Source organism: Pseudomonas sp. SJZ074, assembly GCF_007828215.1.
Taxonomy (GTDB): Bacteria; Pseudomonadota; Gammaproteobacteria; order Pseudomonadales; family Pseudomonadaceae; genus Aquipseudomonas.
Genome location: NZ_VIUE01000039.1, coordinates 1 through 15,725 on the forward strand (window position 1 = coordinate 1; position 15,725 = coordinate 15,725).

The window sequence follows — 15,725 nt, forward strand, 5'->3', positions numbered from 1 at the left end:
GTGGATGAACGACCGAGGGGTGTTTGTTGCCCCGGGGCAACGCCTGGTCGGCTTCGACGACGATGGCGTACAGATTGAACAAGGCGGCGTTACGGTAACGGTCGAGTTCGGCACCTACCTGGCACCGTTGGACGCGGACAGCTCGGCGTCGTTTTGGGTATCGGGTCTGTGCTCGCCCTGGCAGACCTTCGGCCAGCGTGCGCGCAAGTTTGTGGTGGCCATGCTGTCGGGCGAGCCTGGCCGTATGCAGGCCGCGATTAATACCGCCTTTGGCGAGCTGTTCATGGTCAAGGGGGAGGCCCCGGCCTGGCAGTCGGTCGCCGCGTTGCGCCGGCCCTATGCCTTTGGCGAAGTGCCGCGCGGTGTGCAACTGATCGTCGCCGGCGTCGACGTGCAAGGCGACCGCCTGGTCTACGTGGTGCGCGGCTTCGGCTACAACTTTTCGTCGTGGCTGATCGAGCACGGCGAAATATGGGGCGACACCGAACAGGAACAGGTGTGGCAAGACCTGGGGCAGCTGCTGGAAACGACCTATGAAGGCCGGCCGATTGCGCGAATGCTCGTTGACTCGGGCTACAAGCCTGGCGGCAAGGCGGCACCGGTGCACATGGTCTATCAGTTCTGCCGGCGCTACTACGGCCGCGCCATTCCGACCAAGGGCCGGCAACAGCAGGATAAGCCCTACAAGTTTGCTGACGTCGATCAGAAGGGCCACGAACGCCAGCCGCTGAAGCTGATGCACGTACATACCGACCACTTCAAAAGCTGGGTTCATGCCCGTATCGAATGGCCGGTCGAGCATGCCGGCGCCTGGTATATCGCCCAAGACGCCAGCGATGACTACTGCCAGCAAGTGGTCGCCGAGGCGCGCCTGGTCACTCAGGCGGGCCGTGTGTTCTGGCACAAGCTGCGCACCGATAACCACTACTTCGACGCTGAGGTCCTGGCGGCAACGGCGGCTCATCTGGAGCAGGTGCACCGCCTGCCACGCCTGGGGGATGAAATGCTCGACGCGCCGGACAGCACTGCGCCTGAAACAACCGACGTGCCGGCGTTGCCCAGTGGCGCGCCGGCGAAACAGAAACCAAAGCCCCCACCGGAGCCGGCGCCGCCGGCCCCCAAGCGGAAGAAACGCCGCCGGGGTGCTGTGAGCGAGTGCCAGATATGAGCCGCAACAACCGCCGCGCCATTCGTGCGGAGATAGACGCCATCGACAACGCAATTTTAGCCGTCCTGCAGGGTGGTCAAAACGTTGAGGTGACCACTGCTGCGGGCACGCGAAAAGTTCAAATGGCCGACCTGAAAACGCTGTACGCACAGCGCGACCGCCTGCGGCGCAGCTTGCGCGGTGGGCCGATAGCGCGACAAGGGATCCCGATATGAGTCGAAACTTCGTCGACCGTGTGGTCGGTTTCTTTTCCGCCTCTGCGGGACTGGATCGTGCCCGGGATCGTATGAGCCTTGACGCTCTGGATTCCTTTGCCGGCGCATCAAAAAGCCGGCCGGCCCTGAAATCGTGGTTTACCTCGAAAAAAGATGCTGACGGCGACCTTAACCCCGAACTGGCGACCTTGCGTTCGCGTTCGCGTGACCTGGAGCGAAACAACCCTATCGCTCATGGCGCGATGAAAACCAAAACGATTTACGTAATCGGTACCGGGCTCAGGCCTGAGCCAAGTATCGACGCGGAGTTCCTGGGGCTGACATCGGAGCAGGCCGAAGCACTCCAGGCGCAAATGCTGCGGGAGTTCAATTTGGCGGCCGATTGCCTGGAGGCCGACGCCGCCAGGCGCAAGACGTTCTATCAGAAACAAGCGGAGCTATTTCACAGCGCCCGGGTTAACGGTGACTCGTTCTTGCTGCTGCCACACTTCGAGCGTGACGGGTCACCGTATGCGACGCATTTCCAGTCGGTCGAGTCCGACCGGGTTTGCAACCAGCATAACAAGCCCGACAGCGACACCATGTCCGGCGGCTTCGAGCTGGACGAACACGGCGCGGCCGTTGCGGTGCAGGTTCTACAGACCAGCCCCTCCAAGCGTTTCTTGCGCTCGAAAGCACAGTGGCAGCGCGTGCCGCTGTTTGGCGAACAAGGCCGGCGCAATGTGTTGATCCATTCGAACCACAACATGCGGGCCAGCCAGACACGCGGCATTCCTGACTTGGCGCCAGTAATTGAGGTAATCAAACAGGCCGGGCGGTACATCGACGCCGAACTGATGGCCTCGGTGATCAGCTCGAAATTCACCGTGTTCATCAAGTCCGACCGCGATGGCGGCGGTGGTGATGCCTACGCCCCAGGTGCAGGCATGGGCGGTGGGTCTAGCGATGATGACGAAGACGATGACGACCCGCGCGACCTGCGCCTGGGTGATGGTCTGGTGTATGAGCTGGACGAAGGCGAGAGCATCGAAACAGCCAACCCGGGGCGCCCAAATGCGGCCTTTGACCCTTTCGTCACGGCGCTTTGGCGCATGATCGGCGGCGCGATTGGTGTTCCGTTCGAAGTGTTGATCAAGCACTTTACCGCCAGTTACTCGGCCAGCCGTGCGTCGTTGTTGCAGTTCGCGCATTACATCATGGTTGACCGGGCAAACTTCGTCGTTGACGTGTGCCAGCCGTACTACGAAACAGTGATCGCCGAGGCGGTTGCCCGGGGGCGCCTGCGCTTACCGGGTTTCTTTCAGGACCCATTGGTGCGTCGGGCTTACTGCCAAGCGCTTTGGCATGGTCCGAACCTGGGCGAGCTGGACGAACTGAAGGCGGTAAACGCGGCTGAGAAACGCTTGAAAATCGGGATCAGTACGCACGAGCGCGAAACCCGCCACCTGCTGGGCCAGGACTGGAACCAGATTAACAGCCGGCGCGTTATCGAAGAGCGTCGCAAGTACCGGGCGGCGCCGACGGCCGAGCCACCAGATAGCGACAACAAAGCCGATGAAAACAGCCCCGAAGGCAAACGCCAACGGGGCTTTTTGTTGCCAGGGGGTAACGCATGAAAAAACTGATGGCCTTGCAGTTCCTGGCTTCCCAGGCCTGGGCACTGCCTTCGACCATGCTGGCCGATATGGAAGCCATCGCCCGTCGCGAGTTCGAAGCGGGCCGCCTGGACGCGCTTACCGAGAAGGACGGCGAGTCGCTGAAGTCCGCGCCCATTGTCGAGGTGCGCGACAGCGTCGCCCTGATCAAGGTACGGGGGGTGGTTTCTCGCTATGCCAGTTGGATGCACGACATCTGCGGCGGTACGTCGACCGAGGCACTGGCCAAGGCGCTTTCGGCTTCGATTGAAGACTCAAAAGTGCGTGCGGTGGTGCTGTGGATCGACTCGCCAGGTGGCCAGGTCAACGGCCTGAACGAAATGGCCGAAATGATCTATCAGGCCCGCGGCCGGAAAAAGATCGTTGCTTATGTCGGGGGCATGGCGTGCTCGGCGGCCTACTGGATGGCGTCGGCCTGTTCCGAAGTCGTGATCGATGCGACCGCCGAGCTGGGCTCGGTCGGCACAGTGGCGGGTTTTGTCGTCCGTCCAGCAGCCGAAGGCGAACAACGCATCGAAATCGTGTCGAGCAATGCGCCGAATAAGCGCCTTGACCCTACCAGCGAAGTCGGCCAGGCCGCCGTACAAGTGACCGTCGACGACCTTGAAGCGGTGTTCATCGACGCCGTTACGCGAAACATGGGCGTTACGCGTGACAAGGTCCTGGCCGACTTCGGCAAGGGCGGCACCTTCATCGGCGCCAAAGCAGTCAAGCAGGGCATGGCGCACCGCCTCGGCAGCCTGGAAGGGCTTATTGCCGAGCTGAGTGGCCGCGCCCAGCCCCGCACCGTTCCACCAACCAAGGCGCTAGCCGCCGCCAAGACCAACCAAGGAGCAAACACCATGCCTCTGACTATCACTGAAGGGGCGACGGCGGCCGCCGTCGCTGAGGCCCTGAAGGCCCAGCACCCCGAAGCGTTCGCCGCCATCGCCGCCACCGGCGGTACCGACAAAGAAGCAGCCGTTGAGGCGGCTCGCAAAGAGGCCCATTCCGCTGGCAAGCTGGAAGGCTACGCCGAAGGCTATGCCGCCGAAACTGCGCGGGTTGCCAGCGTGTTCGCGGTCACGCTGCCAGGTCACGAAAAGCTGATTCAGGCGCTCGCCCTGGATGGCAAAACCACCGGTGGCGAGGCCGCCGCGCAGATCATCGCCGCCGAGAAGAAAGGCGGCGCCGACTATCTGGACGGCGCCGCCAAAACCGAAGCCAACAAGGTTAAGGGCGGTTCTGAAAGCCAGACCGGCAAGTCCGCCGTGGACCCGCGCACGCTGGCCGCCGAAGCCCGCGCCCTGGTCGACGCCGAGGCTGCCAAAGGCCACAAAATCACCATTTCCGCCGCTGTGCGAATGATCCAGGGGAGTAAGTCTTAATGCGCCAGTACATCGAGAGTCGCCGCGCGGCGGCAGACGTGGAGCCGCATCGAATCGCCGCGTATGACGACAGCGAAGGCGAGTTCACCCAAGCCGCTGGCCCAAGCGCTTCGCCGCTGATGGGCATCACCGGGAGCCTGGGCGCGGTGGCCGGCACGGTCTGCGACGTGATCCGTAGCGGCCCCACCGAGCTGGAGTACGGCGGCGCCGTCGGTTTCGGTGATCCGCTGACCGCTGATATTGCAGGCCGTGCCGTAGTGGCCCAGCCCGGCGAAGCCTATATCGCCCGTGCTGACGAAGCCGGAGATGCGGGCACCATCGGCCGCGTGTTCATCGAGCGCGGCACCGTGCCGGCCGCTGTGGCCCCTTAACCATCCCTCAGCCCTGAGCTAGGAGCATACAAACATGCCTGCACCGTTTCCTATTGATCCCGTCCGCACGGGTATCGTAATTGCCTACCGAAATAACAAGCTGATCGCGGATGAAGTCATGCCGCGACGGAGCGTCGGCGGCGAGCAATTCAAGTGGTCGGAGTACGACAAAGCCGAGCGCATGACCTACGTCGACACCGAAATCAGCCGCAAAGGTTCGGCCAAAGAAGTCGAGTTCAGCGCGACGGAAAAAGACGCCTCGACCGCTGATTACGGCCTGGACGACGTTGTGCCGCAAGGCGACATCGACAAGGCTGCCGGTACCGACTACGACCCGCTCGACCACGCGTCCGAAGCGTTGACCGACCTGATTTTGCTGGATCGTGAAGTTCGTGTCGCACGCACCGTATTCGCTTCGGCCAACCATGCCTATGGCAAATCGTTGGAAGCTGTCGAGAAGTTCAGTAACCGCGATGCCGACCTGTTGGCGTTCCTGTTGCAGGAACTCGACAAGCCCCTGATGCGCCCGAACACGCTGACTATCGGCCGTGCTGAATGGACGCAACTGCGCGTAAACCGTTCGATGGTGGCAGCCTCCCACGGCAACAGCGGCGACAAAGGCGTCGTCAGCATTGCGCAGATGCTGGAGCTGCTGGAACTCGACAACATCTTCATTGGCGAAAGCCGCGTCAACATCGCGAAGAAGGGCAAGCCGGCCGAAGTGAAACGCGTATGGGCTGGCCATGCCGCCTTTACCTATCAGGCGCCTACGGTTGAGATTCCGGCCGGGACCCTGACTTGGGGTGTGACAGCGCAGTACGACGACCGCTTCGCTGGCACCTGGTACGACGAAAGCGTCGGCCTGAAGGGCGGCTACCGCCTGCGGGTGGGTGAGCAGGTCAAGGAACTGGTGATCGCCAAGGAGTGCGGTTTGCTGTTGCAAAACGTGATCTAACTAGCGCTAAAGCGCTATTTAGCTAATCGAAGGGCCCCGCCAGGTGCGGGGCTTTTCGCAGCCGAAAGCCCGCCCGGTGGGCGGTTTTTCGCATGCGAAAAGAGGGAGATCCCGTGAGCCGATTCGATATCGTCGACCGAACCATGCTGATTTGTAAGGATGCAACGGCCAACGTCGTGACCGACACCGGCGCGCGCTTTGACGTCGACGGCATTTTCGACAATGCGGAAATTGACTTCGAGCATAAGCGCGAAGGCAGCAGCGGTGCCGGCGGCATGAACTTCAAAAAGCGGCAACCGGTTTTCACCACGGCTGACAAGAAGGTCGCCGGCATCAACAAGCAATGGCGATTGATCATCAAGGGCAAATCGTACTTTTGCGCCGAGCCCTACGAAGACGGTTCAGGCTGGGCAACGCTCTGGCTTGCGACCAGCCTGGACGACCCAACCGAAGCGGAGATCGTGCGCGGTGGCAGCCAATGGCGTTAGTTTTCAACTGAGTTTTGCCCGGGAAATCACCCGGGTTACGGCGCAAATACAGACCACACCCGAGCAGGTCAATCAGGCCGGTGACCGGGCGCGACGCAAAACCATGCGCTGGCTGTCGACGCGTATGTCGCGCGAAATGAGCCAGGCCCTAAGGATCCCGCAAAAAGGGCTTAAAGCCCGCTGGAGCACGTCCACAGCCGGCCAGGGTGACGACCAAGTCACCATTCTATGGTTCGGCACTTTGCCCCTGGCGGCCGAAAACGTCGGCAACCCCCGGCAAGGCAAGCGCGGCACCAGTGTCGCCGGGCGGCGCTTTGATGGTGCTTTCTATCACTCGGTTTACGACGGCGTGCCCCGGGTCTGGATTCGCAAGCGTCGCGCCCAGGCCCTGGGCTTGAACTTGCCAGCCATGAGCCGGCAGAAGGGCGGGGGCAATCAGCGGTTTATGGATTACGGCGGCGCTGGTGATACCAGTAACCGAGGCCGTTTCCCGGTTATGCGGGTGGGTATCGCGCTGGATGAAATGGCCGGCGAGGTGTTCCGCCGTTATGAGCGCCGAGCCTTGGCCCGGTTCGCTGAGCTGATCGAGCAGGAAATCAACTACGTGGTGAACCATGAGCGAAAAGGCTGAAGAAGGGCAGACCATCGACGATGTGAGTTTGTTGCACGACCAGATAGTCGCCGCCGTGCGTGACCGCTTCGGGCCACGGCTGAAGACAGTGGCCGAGTACGACCCTGTCGACGTAGACAGCAAGACGATTAAAACCCCGGCGGTGCTGCTGGAACTGGTCGAGATGCGCCCCGCTGGGCGGGTTACGGGTGGTCGCACGCCGGTCGAACTGGCCTGGTCTGCGCATTGCGTGCTGAGTTCGGCGACAGACAACGTACAGCGTGAAGTTCGCAACTTTTCCGCCCAGGTGCTTTGCCTGGTCGACGGCAACAGTTGGGGGCTCGGGGCTGCTGTAACGCGTGCCGTTGAACTTGAGGCGTTCCCGGGGTTGTTCAGGCCCGGGGAAAAGGGTTTCGAAAGCTGGGTCGTGAACTGGAAACAAACGGCGCATTTGGGGCAGGTTTGGGAGTTGCCCGCCGATGGCTCGGCGGTTGACGTCTACATAGGCGGCGAGTTGCAAGCCGACCCGAATGCCGGGCAGGTGCCTTGATGGACGTATTGCAGCGCTTGGAAGAGCTGGAACGCCGGGTCGCTCAAATGGTGGTGCGTGGAAAAATTCACGCCGTGGACACGGCCAACCATGTCGCCCAGGTTGAATACGGGCCCGGCATGGTCACCGGTTGGCTTCAGTGGAAGCCCCTGCGTACCGGAAAGGCGATTGTCTGGTGGGCGCCGGAGAAGGGCGAAGGCGTGACGGTGATCAGCGAGGGTGATTTGGCCCTGGGCGAGATCCTGCCAGGCAGCTATCACAAGGACTTTGCCGCGCCATCCAGCGACCCGGATTTGTTCCTTATCCAGTACGGCGACGGCGGGTCGGTTTCCTATGACCGCAAGGCCCACATGCACCGCTTGGACCTGCCAGCCGGCGGGCGCGCCGAGGTGGTGGCGCCGGGCGGCATGAAGATCATCGCGGATACGGAAATCGTGGGTTCGTTACGCGTAACGAAAGATATCAAGGGTGACGCGGAAATCGGCGATGCGGTTCGCAACATGAGCCAGGACCGCGACCTCTACAACAGTCACCGTCACGGCTCCAGCCCGCCCCCTGAACCGCAACAGTAGAGAACATCATGAAACAAGGCACGGACCGGAACACGGGGCGCCTGATCAGTGGCATTCCCTATCTGTGGCAGCGGCTTAGCGACGTAATTTCAACGCCTGTCGGCTCGCTGGTCGGGCGCCGTGACTTCGGTTCGCGGTTGTTTGAAATGCTCGACCGCAACGTCGACAGCGGTTTCTACATGGAAACCTATATTCGCTTGGCCGAGGCCATCAACAACAAGGCCAACGGTTTGGACGACTTCAGGCTGTCGACCATGCGCGTCGACCAGCCCGCCCCGAATCACGTTGAGTTGTTCATAAGCGGTCAGTTGCTGATTGATGGCCAGGCGCGGGACGTGGAATTAGAGGGGATCGCCTATGGAAGGTATTAACCTGGCGTTGCTGCCGTCGCTGACGGTAATCAAGCAACTGACACACGAGGAAATTGTGCAGGCGGTGGCCACCGCTGCCGGCCTGGAGAATGCGAGCCCAGCCGACCCAGCGTTTCGTGTGGCCCTGGCCTGCGCTTATCGTGAACTGATGGTCCGCCAAGATGCCAACGAACAGGCGCGCGGGCTGTTGCTGGCGTTCGCGGTAGGGCCTCAGCTCGACCATTTAGGGGTGACCTACTACCAGCACCCGGACGGCTCGCCCGTCACGCGCCTGGACGGTGAAGAGGATGACGATTACCGGGCCCGCTTGCAGGACTCGCCCGAAGGGCTTTCTGTGGCGGGCCCGGATGGGGCCTACGAGTTCGGGGCTAAAAGCGCCCATCCTCACGTTAAAGGCGCCTCGGTGTTCAGCCCGAAACCGGTTGAGGTTGAGCTAACCATATTGAGTACCCAGGGCAGCGGCGTACCTACGCCGGAGCTGCTGGCGACGGTGGATGCATATCTACAGTCGCGTCGGCCACTGACCGACTGGCTGCGGGTGTTGCCGGCCGAGGTGGTGCCATTCAGCGTGACGGCTGCGCTTTACCTGAAGCCAGGCCCTGACCCGGAGCTGGTCCGTCAGGCGTCGGAGAAATGGGCTCGGGCATATCTGGATAAACAACACCGACTTAAAGCCCGCGTCGTCGAATCCGCTTTGCACGCTGCTATGAGCGTTGAGGGCGTCGAAGAGGTTCGGCTAACCGGTTGGGCTGACGTGGCCTGTACGGCCCGTCAGGCGCCTTTCTGCGAGGCTCTGACGGTCACTATCGGTGGCTATGTATGAGCGCAACTATTCTGCCGGCCAACCTGGCCGACCTGGAGAAGGACTTAGACGCTGCGCTATCGCGTATTGAGCTGGTCGAGATCCCCATCGCGGTTTTGTGGGATCCGTGGAAATGTCCGCTCGACGTGCTGCCATACCTGGCTTGGGCCGTGTCGGTAGATCAATGGCGCAGCGACTGGCCCGAGCAGGTCAAGCGCCGGGTGGTCGCGGGAAGTCTTGGGCTGCACCGCATCAAGGGTACGCGTCCGGCGGTCGTACAGGCGCTGAAGGCGTTGGGCGTTGAGGTCGAGCTGGTCGAGTGGTTCGAGGCTTCGCCGCGCAAGGAGCCCGGCACGTTTAGCCTGATCGCTTGGGCGAACGAGAACATCACGCCCGGCCAGGCCGGCATGTTGAACGGTGTGCTGTACGAGCAACTGTTTGCGGCCGTGCAAAACGCCAAAAACACGCGCTCCCACTTCACTTTCAAGGTGGGGGCCAAGTTTGGCCCGAACAACCTTCGAATTGGTTCGGCTATCACGGGCATGGGCGCAGCGACGCGCCGTGATGCTGTGGTCGCGCAAGAGCCGCTTGCAAGCACTGCACGCCTGGCGGCTGTGCCTGTTCTGGAGTCTGTCGCGCTGAGCCGGCGCGCTGGCGAATTAATCATCGACGCGGCCCCGCGTCCGGCGGCGGTCCTGATGGGTTGCGCCTGTGTCGGGGTCGCTGTCGTTCGTGTGTCTATGGAGGTGCAAGGGTGACGGCGCTTATACCGGTAATTACCACCAAGGGCCTGGCGGCCGTGTGGAACACAGAAAATACGGGCGTCGCGGCGAAAGTCACGCACATCGCGCTCGGTACCAGCGGTTACATCCCCAGTAAGGGGCAAATCAGCCTTCAGGCTGAAAAGAAACGTTACGCCATTGCTGATGGCCAGCGTGTCAGCGATACGCAGATCCACGTCACGGCCCTGGCGGATGACGACAGTGAATTTTGGGTTAAGGAGGTCGGTTTCTATCTGGAGGACGGCACCCTGTTTGCTGTCTGGTCGTCGACCGGTGCGCTGGCCTATAAGTCCGCGCTTGTGCCGTTGTTACTGGCATTCGATTTGGTGCTGGATGCGCTGCCCGCTGGTTCTGTGACGGTGGTTGGCACCGGGGCAAACCTGTCGCTTGCGGTTTGGGGAGAGCAGTTCGCGGCCCAGTCGGCGGCCATCGTCGACAACATGGCGCGACATGTCGACGTGCTGTTTCGCCTCATGGCGTTGGAAAAGGGTTAAGGGGGTGATATGGCAGCGAGCGATATAGAGCTGACCGCCGGCACAACCTTCGCTTTTTCCGTCACCTGGCAGCAGAAGAATGGCGACGCTCTGGCACCCATCGATATAACCGGATGTACCGCTCGCTTCCAAGTGCGAGACGTCAAGACTGACGAACTGCTGATCGATGCGCAGACCGGGGGGCGCGGTATCGAGATCCCGGCCGGGCCTGACGGGCTGATCAAGGTTTCGCTCGGCCCTGACGTGACCCGGGGGCTGTCGTCGCGACCCATTGGCCAAGCTGTCTATGAGCTTCGCGTTTACTTCCCTTCGGGGGATGCCTACCCGGTGTTGCCTGCTGGTTTTCTTGCCATCAATCAGGGGGTGATTCGTGATTAGCCAAACGCAGTCGGTAACCCTGGTGCGGCCTGTTCTGCAAGTGAGCAGGCTGACCCAGGGGGAGCGCTTGGCAGCCGTGGCGATTCAGCCTGAGCCGCACTTCTATGTCGTCGCTGTCGGCTTTCAGGGGCCTGTCGGGGCTGTGGCTGAGGACGTTCTGGCGCGTGCAGCGGCCGCCGAGCAAGCGGCAAATTATGCAGCCGCGCAAGCGACTGAATCGGCGCAGGTGCTGGACCGACTCATGCAGCAGCTCAAAGGTGCTTTCGACTATCACGCCGGCGCGATCAGCGCCCAAGGGGGCAAATGATGGGGGCAGTTTCCGAGACCCTCGAAAGCCTGCTGACGGCCGTTAACGGTCTGATGGGGGTAATTGATGGAAAGCTGCGTAACAAGGTCGATAAGGCCGAGGTTTACACGCGCACCGATATCGACGACCCGACACGGACCCTGGGCGCAAACTCGGCTACAGCGACGCGTCTAAAAGTGGCCAGGGTTATCACATTGGCCGGCGATGCTCATGCGGCTGGCGGGTTCGATGGTTCGGACGCGCTGACGTTGATGGTGAGCATTCCGGCACTGGCGGATAAGGCCGATAAGCTCGACACGCTTACGCCGACGCAGATCGACGCGCGTATACAGGCGGTGATAGGCACGTCGCCGGCGGCGCTGGATACGCTGGCCGAGCTGGCGGCGGCAATGAATAACGACCCCGACTTCGCGGCCAGCATGACCACGGCTTTGGCCGCCAAGGCCGACAAAGCAACGACCTACACCGTCACCCAGGCCGACGGCAAGTTTCTGCTAAAGGCCGCCCAGTCGGCGGACTCTGCCAAGTTGGGCGGCAATCTTCCTTCGCACTTCGCCACGGCCGCCGGGCTAGCTTCGCTCGAAGCGGGGGTCGCTGACGGATTCACTCGCCTGGCCGCCGCCTTCAATAGCGGGGCCAATAAGATCAATGGAACAGGAGCTTAAACAGTGAGCTTAGAAACGCAGATTCAGGCGCTGGTAACGGCGGCCAACAACCTGACCGGTTCGGTCAACGGCAAGATGGGGCAGATTGACGCTAAGGTGGATGCTGCCCAGGCCGCATACAATGCTCAGCTCGCGGCCTTGGCGAGCAAGCTCCCTCGCCTCGGTATAACGCAAAATTTTGCAATGTCCGACGCGGGCAATTTGGGCCGCCCTGACAACTTCGGCTATCACGCCGAAGTTACCTGGGCAAAGGTTAAAACTATCAGCCAACAATCTCAGGCTACGGGGCGGCCTGCGGAAGACATTGCGATGTTGGCCGAAATCGAGGCAGATGTTCGCGAGATTTATCCAGATTTTAATATTCGAAAGTCTGATTATTTCCGGCGCGATTTTACCATCTGGCGTGGATCTTGGTCGGCGAAGGGGGCCTCATCCTATTTTATCTATCCGAGAACCGCTGACGGGGTCCTGAACAATGGCGTTGCTTCGGTTCCTCTGAACTCGTATATCACGGTCGGCGCTTTTGTCCGGGTCGTGGACGGTGAGTTGAGCGGAACTTGGGCGACTGGCGCAACCAGAGGGAAGTGGCGTTGGTGCTCGTATGTTTATGACCCGATCAACTCTTTCGGTTCTTACACTCACTTGCACCCGATGCGTGTTTCAACTTCGGGCGTTGTTGAAATGGCGCTTGTTGGTGGATGCACTGGTGTTGTTTCTCATCCTGGTGCCTGGGGCGCCATGATGGCACTTGGCTAAGGAGCTTATATGAAGCCTGTATTTCCAGACCCGTACCTTCATCCTGATTTGAAATGGGAAATGATTCGTAAGAGTCGTGATTCCGACCTAACTGCATCTGACTACGCGGTGATGCCCGACTATCCGCTGGACGATGCGCAAAAGGCTCAGGTTCTGGCCTACCGCAAGGGACTGCGTGACCTGCCGGAGCAGGGCGCCGACCCCGACGCCGTTGAGTGGCCAGACAAACCGGTGTTCCTGCGTTAAACCAGACCGCGAAAGCGGTTTTTTTTCGCCCTGAATAAGCCCCCGTCCTGGGGGCTTTTGCATTTTGAGGTGCTGAATGTCCGTACTTTCCGAAGGTCGAGCCGCTGCCTGGCTATGGCTCGACTTTATCCCTGCTGTGGTGCAGTGGCTGGCGTTGCTGGTGGTGCGCCTGGTGCTGATTGTTGTGGGCCTGGTGGTGGTGGCCTTTGCCATTCCCTTCGCCGTGCCGGGTTATTCGCTGAGTGATGGCCGCCTGATCGTCAACTTGCCGCGCTGGGCCTGGCTGTTCGGTAACGACTTCGACGGCCTCGACGGTGATAAGCGGCAATGGTGGGCCGACAACTGCGACGCCCTGGTGTTGTTTGGCCTGTTCCCCCTGGCGCGTCGCCTTGGCGTTCCGGTCGAGCCGTTACCCGTAACGTCTTGGCTTTCGCGGTGGTGGTGGGCAGCGGTACGCAACCCGGTCAATAACTTGCGCCTGGTGGCCGGGATCAGTTGCCCGGTAGCTGAATGCGATTTTGCCTATCTGGGCCAATACAGCGTCGAGGATAAGCCCGGCAAAGGGGGCTGGCAGTTCGTCAGGGCGACGCGGCGGGGTGGCCTGTCCCGTTGGTATGGCTTTTATGCCGTTCGTGAGCTGAGCAGCACCACAGCGCGCGTGGTGCGCCTGGGCTTCAAGATCAAGCCGGAGCACCAAGGCAGCGCCGAACCGGCCAAGGGCATGACCTTCAAGGTCAACTTAGCCAAAGAAATCTAGCGTCGGGCCGTCGGCGCCTGGCATCGCATCAAGGCCCCCAGTCGGGGGCTTTTTCTTTACTGGAGTAAAACCAATGGCAGCAGATTACCTGCACGGGGTTGAACAGTACTTCCTCGATAACCTCGAACGTCCTATTGAGGTTCTGGCAGCCTCGACCATCGGCCTGGTGGCTACCGGCGATGATGCCGACCCACTGGTCTTCCCGCTCAACGTTCCGGTTCTGTGCAACAGCGACAAGCTGATCGCCAAGGCGGGCACGACTGGCACCCTGCGCAACGCACTGAAGGACATCTACCGCCAGACAGGCGCTGTGGTGGTGGTCGTGCGCGTGGCTTCTGATGACGAAGAGGCGCCGCAGTTGGCCAGTGTGGTCGGCAACGTCGATAACGAAACCGGCCAATACACCGGCCTCAAGGCGCTGTTGGCTGCTGAATCGGTGGTGGGTGTGCGTCCGCGTTTGATCATCGCCCCGGAATTCAGCCACCTGGTGGGCATCGGCGCCGAAATGGAAGCCGTCGCCAAGAAGCTGAACGCTATTCCTATCATCGACGGTACACAAAGTGGCTACTCGGCGGTGATCGCGGAGTGCGCTTTGTACAAGGAAGTGCTGTTCGTCAATTGCGGCGTCAAGCTGCTGGACGATGACACGGGCCAGGTAGTGACTCGCAAGGCCTCGGCCACTGTGGCGGGTCATATCGTGCGGGTGGACAACGAAGAGGGCTATTGGCATAGCCCGTCGAGCCGCAAGATTTTCGGGATCCTCGGCACCGACGAAGTGATCGACCACGCCATCGGCAGCACGACCAGCAAGGCCAACCTGTACAACAGCAAGAACGTCACCACCATCGTTAACCAGCAAGGCGGCTGGTATCTGTACGGCAACCGCCTGGCGAACAAAGTGATGCTTCCACATCAACGGGTTCGCTACATCGTTGGCGATTCGATCCTGTATGCGCACCAAGAATTGCTGGATCGCAACATCACCAAAAGCTATGTCGACGGTGTGAAAAACCGAGTGAACAAGCTGCTACGCCGTTTGATGTCCCGTGAGGTGATCAGCGGCGGCGAATGCTGGGTCGACAAGGAACTCAACGTCGCCGCCATCGGCACCGCCCAGGTGTATTGGGATTACGACTTGGGCTTCTACGACGTGGCCGAGCGCATGACGTTCCGCCAGCACGTTACCACGCGCTACAACGAAGCCATTTTTGAATAAGGGGTGATCTATGGGCGCAAAGCTGCCTAGCGTTTTGGTCGACATGAATTCGTTCTTTCAAGACGAATCCTTTGCCGGCCTGTGCAATACCGTCGCGTTGCCGAAGATCGTAACCAAGACCATGGACGCGGTGATGTCTGGCGTCGCCGGCGACATCGAGCGCGACTTGGGCCGGCTGGAGAAGTTGGAAGCCGAGGTCACCATTTCCGACTACCCGGAGAAGGTTACCGACTTGCTCGGTTCGCGTGAGAGCCGCGACGAAGTCTTCACCCTGCGCGGCGCGCTCGACCGTGATGGGGTGATTAAAACCGTGGTCGTGCGTATGCAAGGCTTCTGGAAATCGGCCGAGTTCAACGAGTGGGCCCCGGAGAAAGAAGCAACTATGAAGTTCGCCATTGCGGTCGACTTCTTTCACTTCGAGGTTGATGGCTCGGAGCGCATCTACATCGACAAGCTGAACAACATTTTCCGCGTCAATGGCAAAGACCGGAACAAGGAAATTCGCCAGGCGCTGGCCCAATAGGGCCGGCGTTTTTTCTTTCTGAACCCCCGAATTCAAGGATTTAAACCATGGCTAATCCGGTAGTACTGACCCGTCCAATCAAGCGTGGCGAAACTGAAATCACTGAGGTGACCATGCGCGAGCCCGGTGCCGGCGAATTGCGCGGCCTGGACATGTTCGATGTCATTCGCATGAACGTCACCGCACACCGCACGTTGGTGCCGCGTATCGCCAATATCACCGCCAACGAGTACGACATGCTCGCCCCGAAAGACCTGATGTCCCTGCAAACGGAGGTGGTCGCTTTTTTCATGGAGTGACCGCCGTCCCGCGCGACGTGATGGAGGCAGAGGCCGACATCTTTCTGGTCTTCACGGGCTGGGACGCGCTGACGACGGTTCACATGTCGCTTACGGAGTTGATGCGCTGGCACCGCATCGCCCTGGAGCGCTACGAGCAAGGCAAGGCCGGGCAGTCCTGATGGGCGGCCCGGCCCTT

General features: G+C 60.9%; 24 protein-coding genes. All 24 read left to right on the forward strand.

Annotated elements, in window-relative coordinates; translation table 11 throughout:
• On the forward strand, positions 1 to 1,168 hold a 1,168-nt coding region (locus FBX99_RS26335), incomplete at its 5' end, for a terminase gpA endonuclease subunit (RefSeq protein WP_178112085.1).
• Positions 1,165 to 1,383, forward strand: coding sequence for a hypothetical protein (locus FBX99_RS26340; protein ID WP_145133383.1), 219 nt, complete (start codon positions 1,165 to 1,167; stop codon positions 1,381 to 1,383). The genes FBX99_RS26335 and FBX99_RS26340, both read left to right, overlap by 4 nt.
• Positions 1,380 to 2,999, forward strand: a complete 1,620-nt coding sequence (locus FBX99_RS26345) for a phage portal protein (RefSeq protein WP_145133386.1) — start codon at positions 1,380 to 1,382, stop codon at positions 2,997 to 2,999. The genes FBX99_RS26340 and FBX99_RS26345 overlap by 4 nt, the downstream gene beginning before the upstream one ends.
• Positions 2,996 to 4,405, forward strand: a complete 1,410-nt coding sequence (locus FBX99_RS26350) for a S49 family peptidase (RefSeq protein WP_145133388.1) — start codon at positions 2,996 to 2,998, stop codon at positions 4,403 to 4,405. Before FBX99_RS26345 ends, FBX99_RS26350 begins: the two co-directional genes overlap by 4 nt.
• Positions 4,405 to 4,776: a DUF2190 domain-containing protein gene (locus tag FBX99_RS26355; RefSeq protein ID WP_145133390.1), complete on the forward strand. Its 372-nt coding sequence runs from the start codon at positions 4,405 to 4,407 to the stop codon at positions 4,774 to 4,776. Before FBX99_RS26350 ends, FBX99_RS26355 begins: the two co-directional genes overlap by 1 nt.
• Positions 4,777 to 4,810: 34 nt before the next feature.
• Positions 4,811 to 5,731 (forward strand): phage capsid protein, encoded by a 921-nt coding sequence (locus FBX99_RS26360; RefSeq protein WP_145133392.1) that lies wholly within the window; start codon positions 4,811 to 4,813, stop codon positions 5,729 to 5,731.
• 113 nt (positions 5,732 to 5,844) lie between these two features.
• Positions 5,845 to 6,219: a hypothetical protein gene (locus FBX99_RS26365; protein WP_145133394.1), complete on the forward strand. Its 375-nt coding sequence runs from the start codon at positions 5,845 to 5,847 to the stop codon at positions 6,217 to 6,219.
• A complete protein-coding gene (locus tag FBX99_RS26370) occupies positions 6,200 to 6,850 on the forward strand; it encodes a hypothetical protein (protein WP_145133396.1) in 651 nt (216 codons plus the stop codon). The genes FBX99_RS26365 and FBX99_RS26370 overlap by 20 nt, the downstream gene beginning before the upstream one ends.
• Positions 6,834 to 7,379: a hypothetical protein gene (locus tag FBX99_RS26375; protein ID WP_145133397.1), complete on the forward strand. Its 546-nt coding sequence runs from the start codon at positions 6,834 to 6,836 to the stop codon at positions 7,377 to 7,379. Before FBX99_RS26370 ends, FBX99_RS26375 begins: the two co-directional genes overlap by 17 nt.
• A complete protein-coding gene (locus tag FBX99_RS26380; protein WP_145133400.1) occupies positions 7,379 to 7,951 on the forward strand; it encodes a phage baseplate assembly protein V in 573 nt (190 codons plus the stop codon). The genes FBX99_RS26375 and FBX99_RS26380 overlap by 1 nt, the downstream gene beginning before the upstream one ends.
• Before the next feature lie 8 nt (positions 7,952 to 7,959).
• Positions 7,960 to 8,322: a hypothetical protein gene (locus tag FBX99_RS26385; protein WP_145133401.1), complete on the forward strand. Its 363-nt coding sequence runs from the start codon at positions 7,960 to 7,962 to the stop codon at positions 8,320 to 8,322.
• On the forward strand, positions 8,309 to 9,145 hold the full coding sequence (locus FBX99_RS26390; RefSeq protein ID WP_145133402.1) for a baseplate J/gp47 family protein: 837 nt from the start codon (positions 8,309 to 8,311) through the stop codon (positions 9,143 to 9,145). Before FBX99_RS26385 ends, FBX99_RS26390 begins: the two co-directional genes overlap by 14 nt.
• A complete protein-coding gene (locus FBX99_RS26395; protein WP_145133404.1) occupies positions 9,142 to 9,882 on the forward strand; it encodes a phage tail protein I in 741 nt (246 codons plus the stop codon). The genes FBX99_RS26390 and FBX99_RS26395 overlap by 4 nt, the downstream gene beginning before the upstream one ends.
• Positions 9,879 to 10,400, forward strand: coding sequence for a phage tail protein (locus FBX99_RS26400; protein WP_145133406.1), 522 nt, complete (start codon positions 9,879 to 9,881; stop codon positions 10,398 to 10,400). Before FBX99_RS26395 ends, FBX99_RS26400 begins: the two co-directional genes overlap by 4 nt.
• A gap of 9 nt (positions 10,401 to 10,409) precedes the next feature.
• Entirely contained in the window at positions 10,410 to 10,778 is a 369-nt protein-coding gene (locus FBX99_RS26405) for a hypothetical protein (protein ID WP_145133409.1), read from the forward strand.
• Positions 10,771 to 11,085 (forward strand): hypothetical protein, encoded by a 315-nt coding sequence (locus tag FBX99_RS26410; protein WP_145133411.1) that lies wholly within the window; start codon positions 10,771 to 10,773, stop codon positions 11,083 to 11,085. The genes FBX99_RS26405 and FBX99_RS26410 overlap by 8 nt, the downstream gene beginning before the upstream one ends.
• Positions 11,082 to 11,750, forward strand: coding sequence for a hypothetical protein (locus FBX99_RS26415; protein ID WP_218570874.1), 669 nt, complete (start codon positions 11,082 to 11,084; stop codon positions 11,748 to 11,750). The genes FBX99_RS26410 and FBX99_RS26415 overlap by 4 nt, the downstream gene beginning before the upstream one ends.
• A 3-nt stretch (positions 11,751 to 11,753) precedes the next feature.
• Positions 11,754 to 12,506: a hypothetical protein gene (locus FBX99_RS26420; RefSeq protein WP_145133413.1), complete on the forward strand. Its 753-nt coding sequence runs from the start codon at positions 11,754 to 11,756 to the stop codon at positions 12,504 to 12,506.
• Between the two features lie 9 nt (positions 12,507 to 12,515).
• Positions 12,516 to 12,752, forward strand: coding sequence for a tail fiber assembly protein (locus FBX99_RS26425; protein ID WP_145133415.1), 237 nt, complete (start codon positions 12,516 to 12,518; stop codon positions 12,750 to 12,752).
• 76 nt (positions 12,753 to 12,828) lie between these two features.
• Positions 12,829 to 13,509, forward strand: coding sequence for a hypothetical protein (locus FBX99_RS26430; protein ID WP_145133417.1), 681 nt, complete (start codon positions 12,829 to 12,831; stop codon positions 13,507 to 13,509).
• Positions 13,510 to 13,582: 73 nt separating this feature from the next.
• Positions 13,583 to 14,725 (forward strand): phage tail sheath C-terminal domain-containing protein, encoded by a 1,143-nt coding sequence (locus FBX99_RS26435; RefSeq protein ID WP_145133419.1) that lies wholly within the window; start codon positions 13,583 to 13,585, stop codon positions 14,723 to 14,725.
• A gap of 10 nt (positions 14,726 to 14,735) precedes the next feature.
• Positions 14,736 to 15,248: a phage major tail tube protein gene (locus tag FBX99_RS26440; protein ID WP_145133420.1), complete on the forward strand. Its 513-nt coding sequence runs from the start codon at positions 14,736 to 14,738 to the stop codon at positions 15,246 to 15,248.
• 47 nt (positions 15,249 to 15,295) lie between these two features.
• Positions 15,296 to 15,547 carry a phage tail assembly protein gene (locus FBX99_RS26445; RefSeq protein WP_145133422.1) on the forward strand — a complete coding sequence of 84 codons (252 nt, stop codon included), beginning with the start codon at positions 15,296 to 15,298 and terminating at the stop codon, positions 15,545 to 15,547.
• The gene (locus tag FBX99_RS26450; RefSeq protein WP_145133424.1) at positions 15,544 to 15,708 is read left to right on the forward strand and encodes a GpE family phage tail protein; all 165 of its coding nucleotides are present in this window, start codon (positions 15,544 to 15,546) and stop codon (positions 15,706 to 15,708) included. Before FBX99_RS26445 ends, FBX99_RS26450 begins: the two co-directional genes overlap by 4 nt.
• The last annotated feature ends 17 nt before the right edge of the window (positions 15,709 to 15,725 follow it).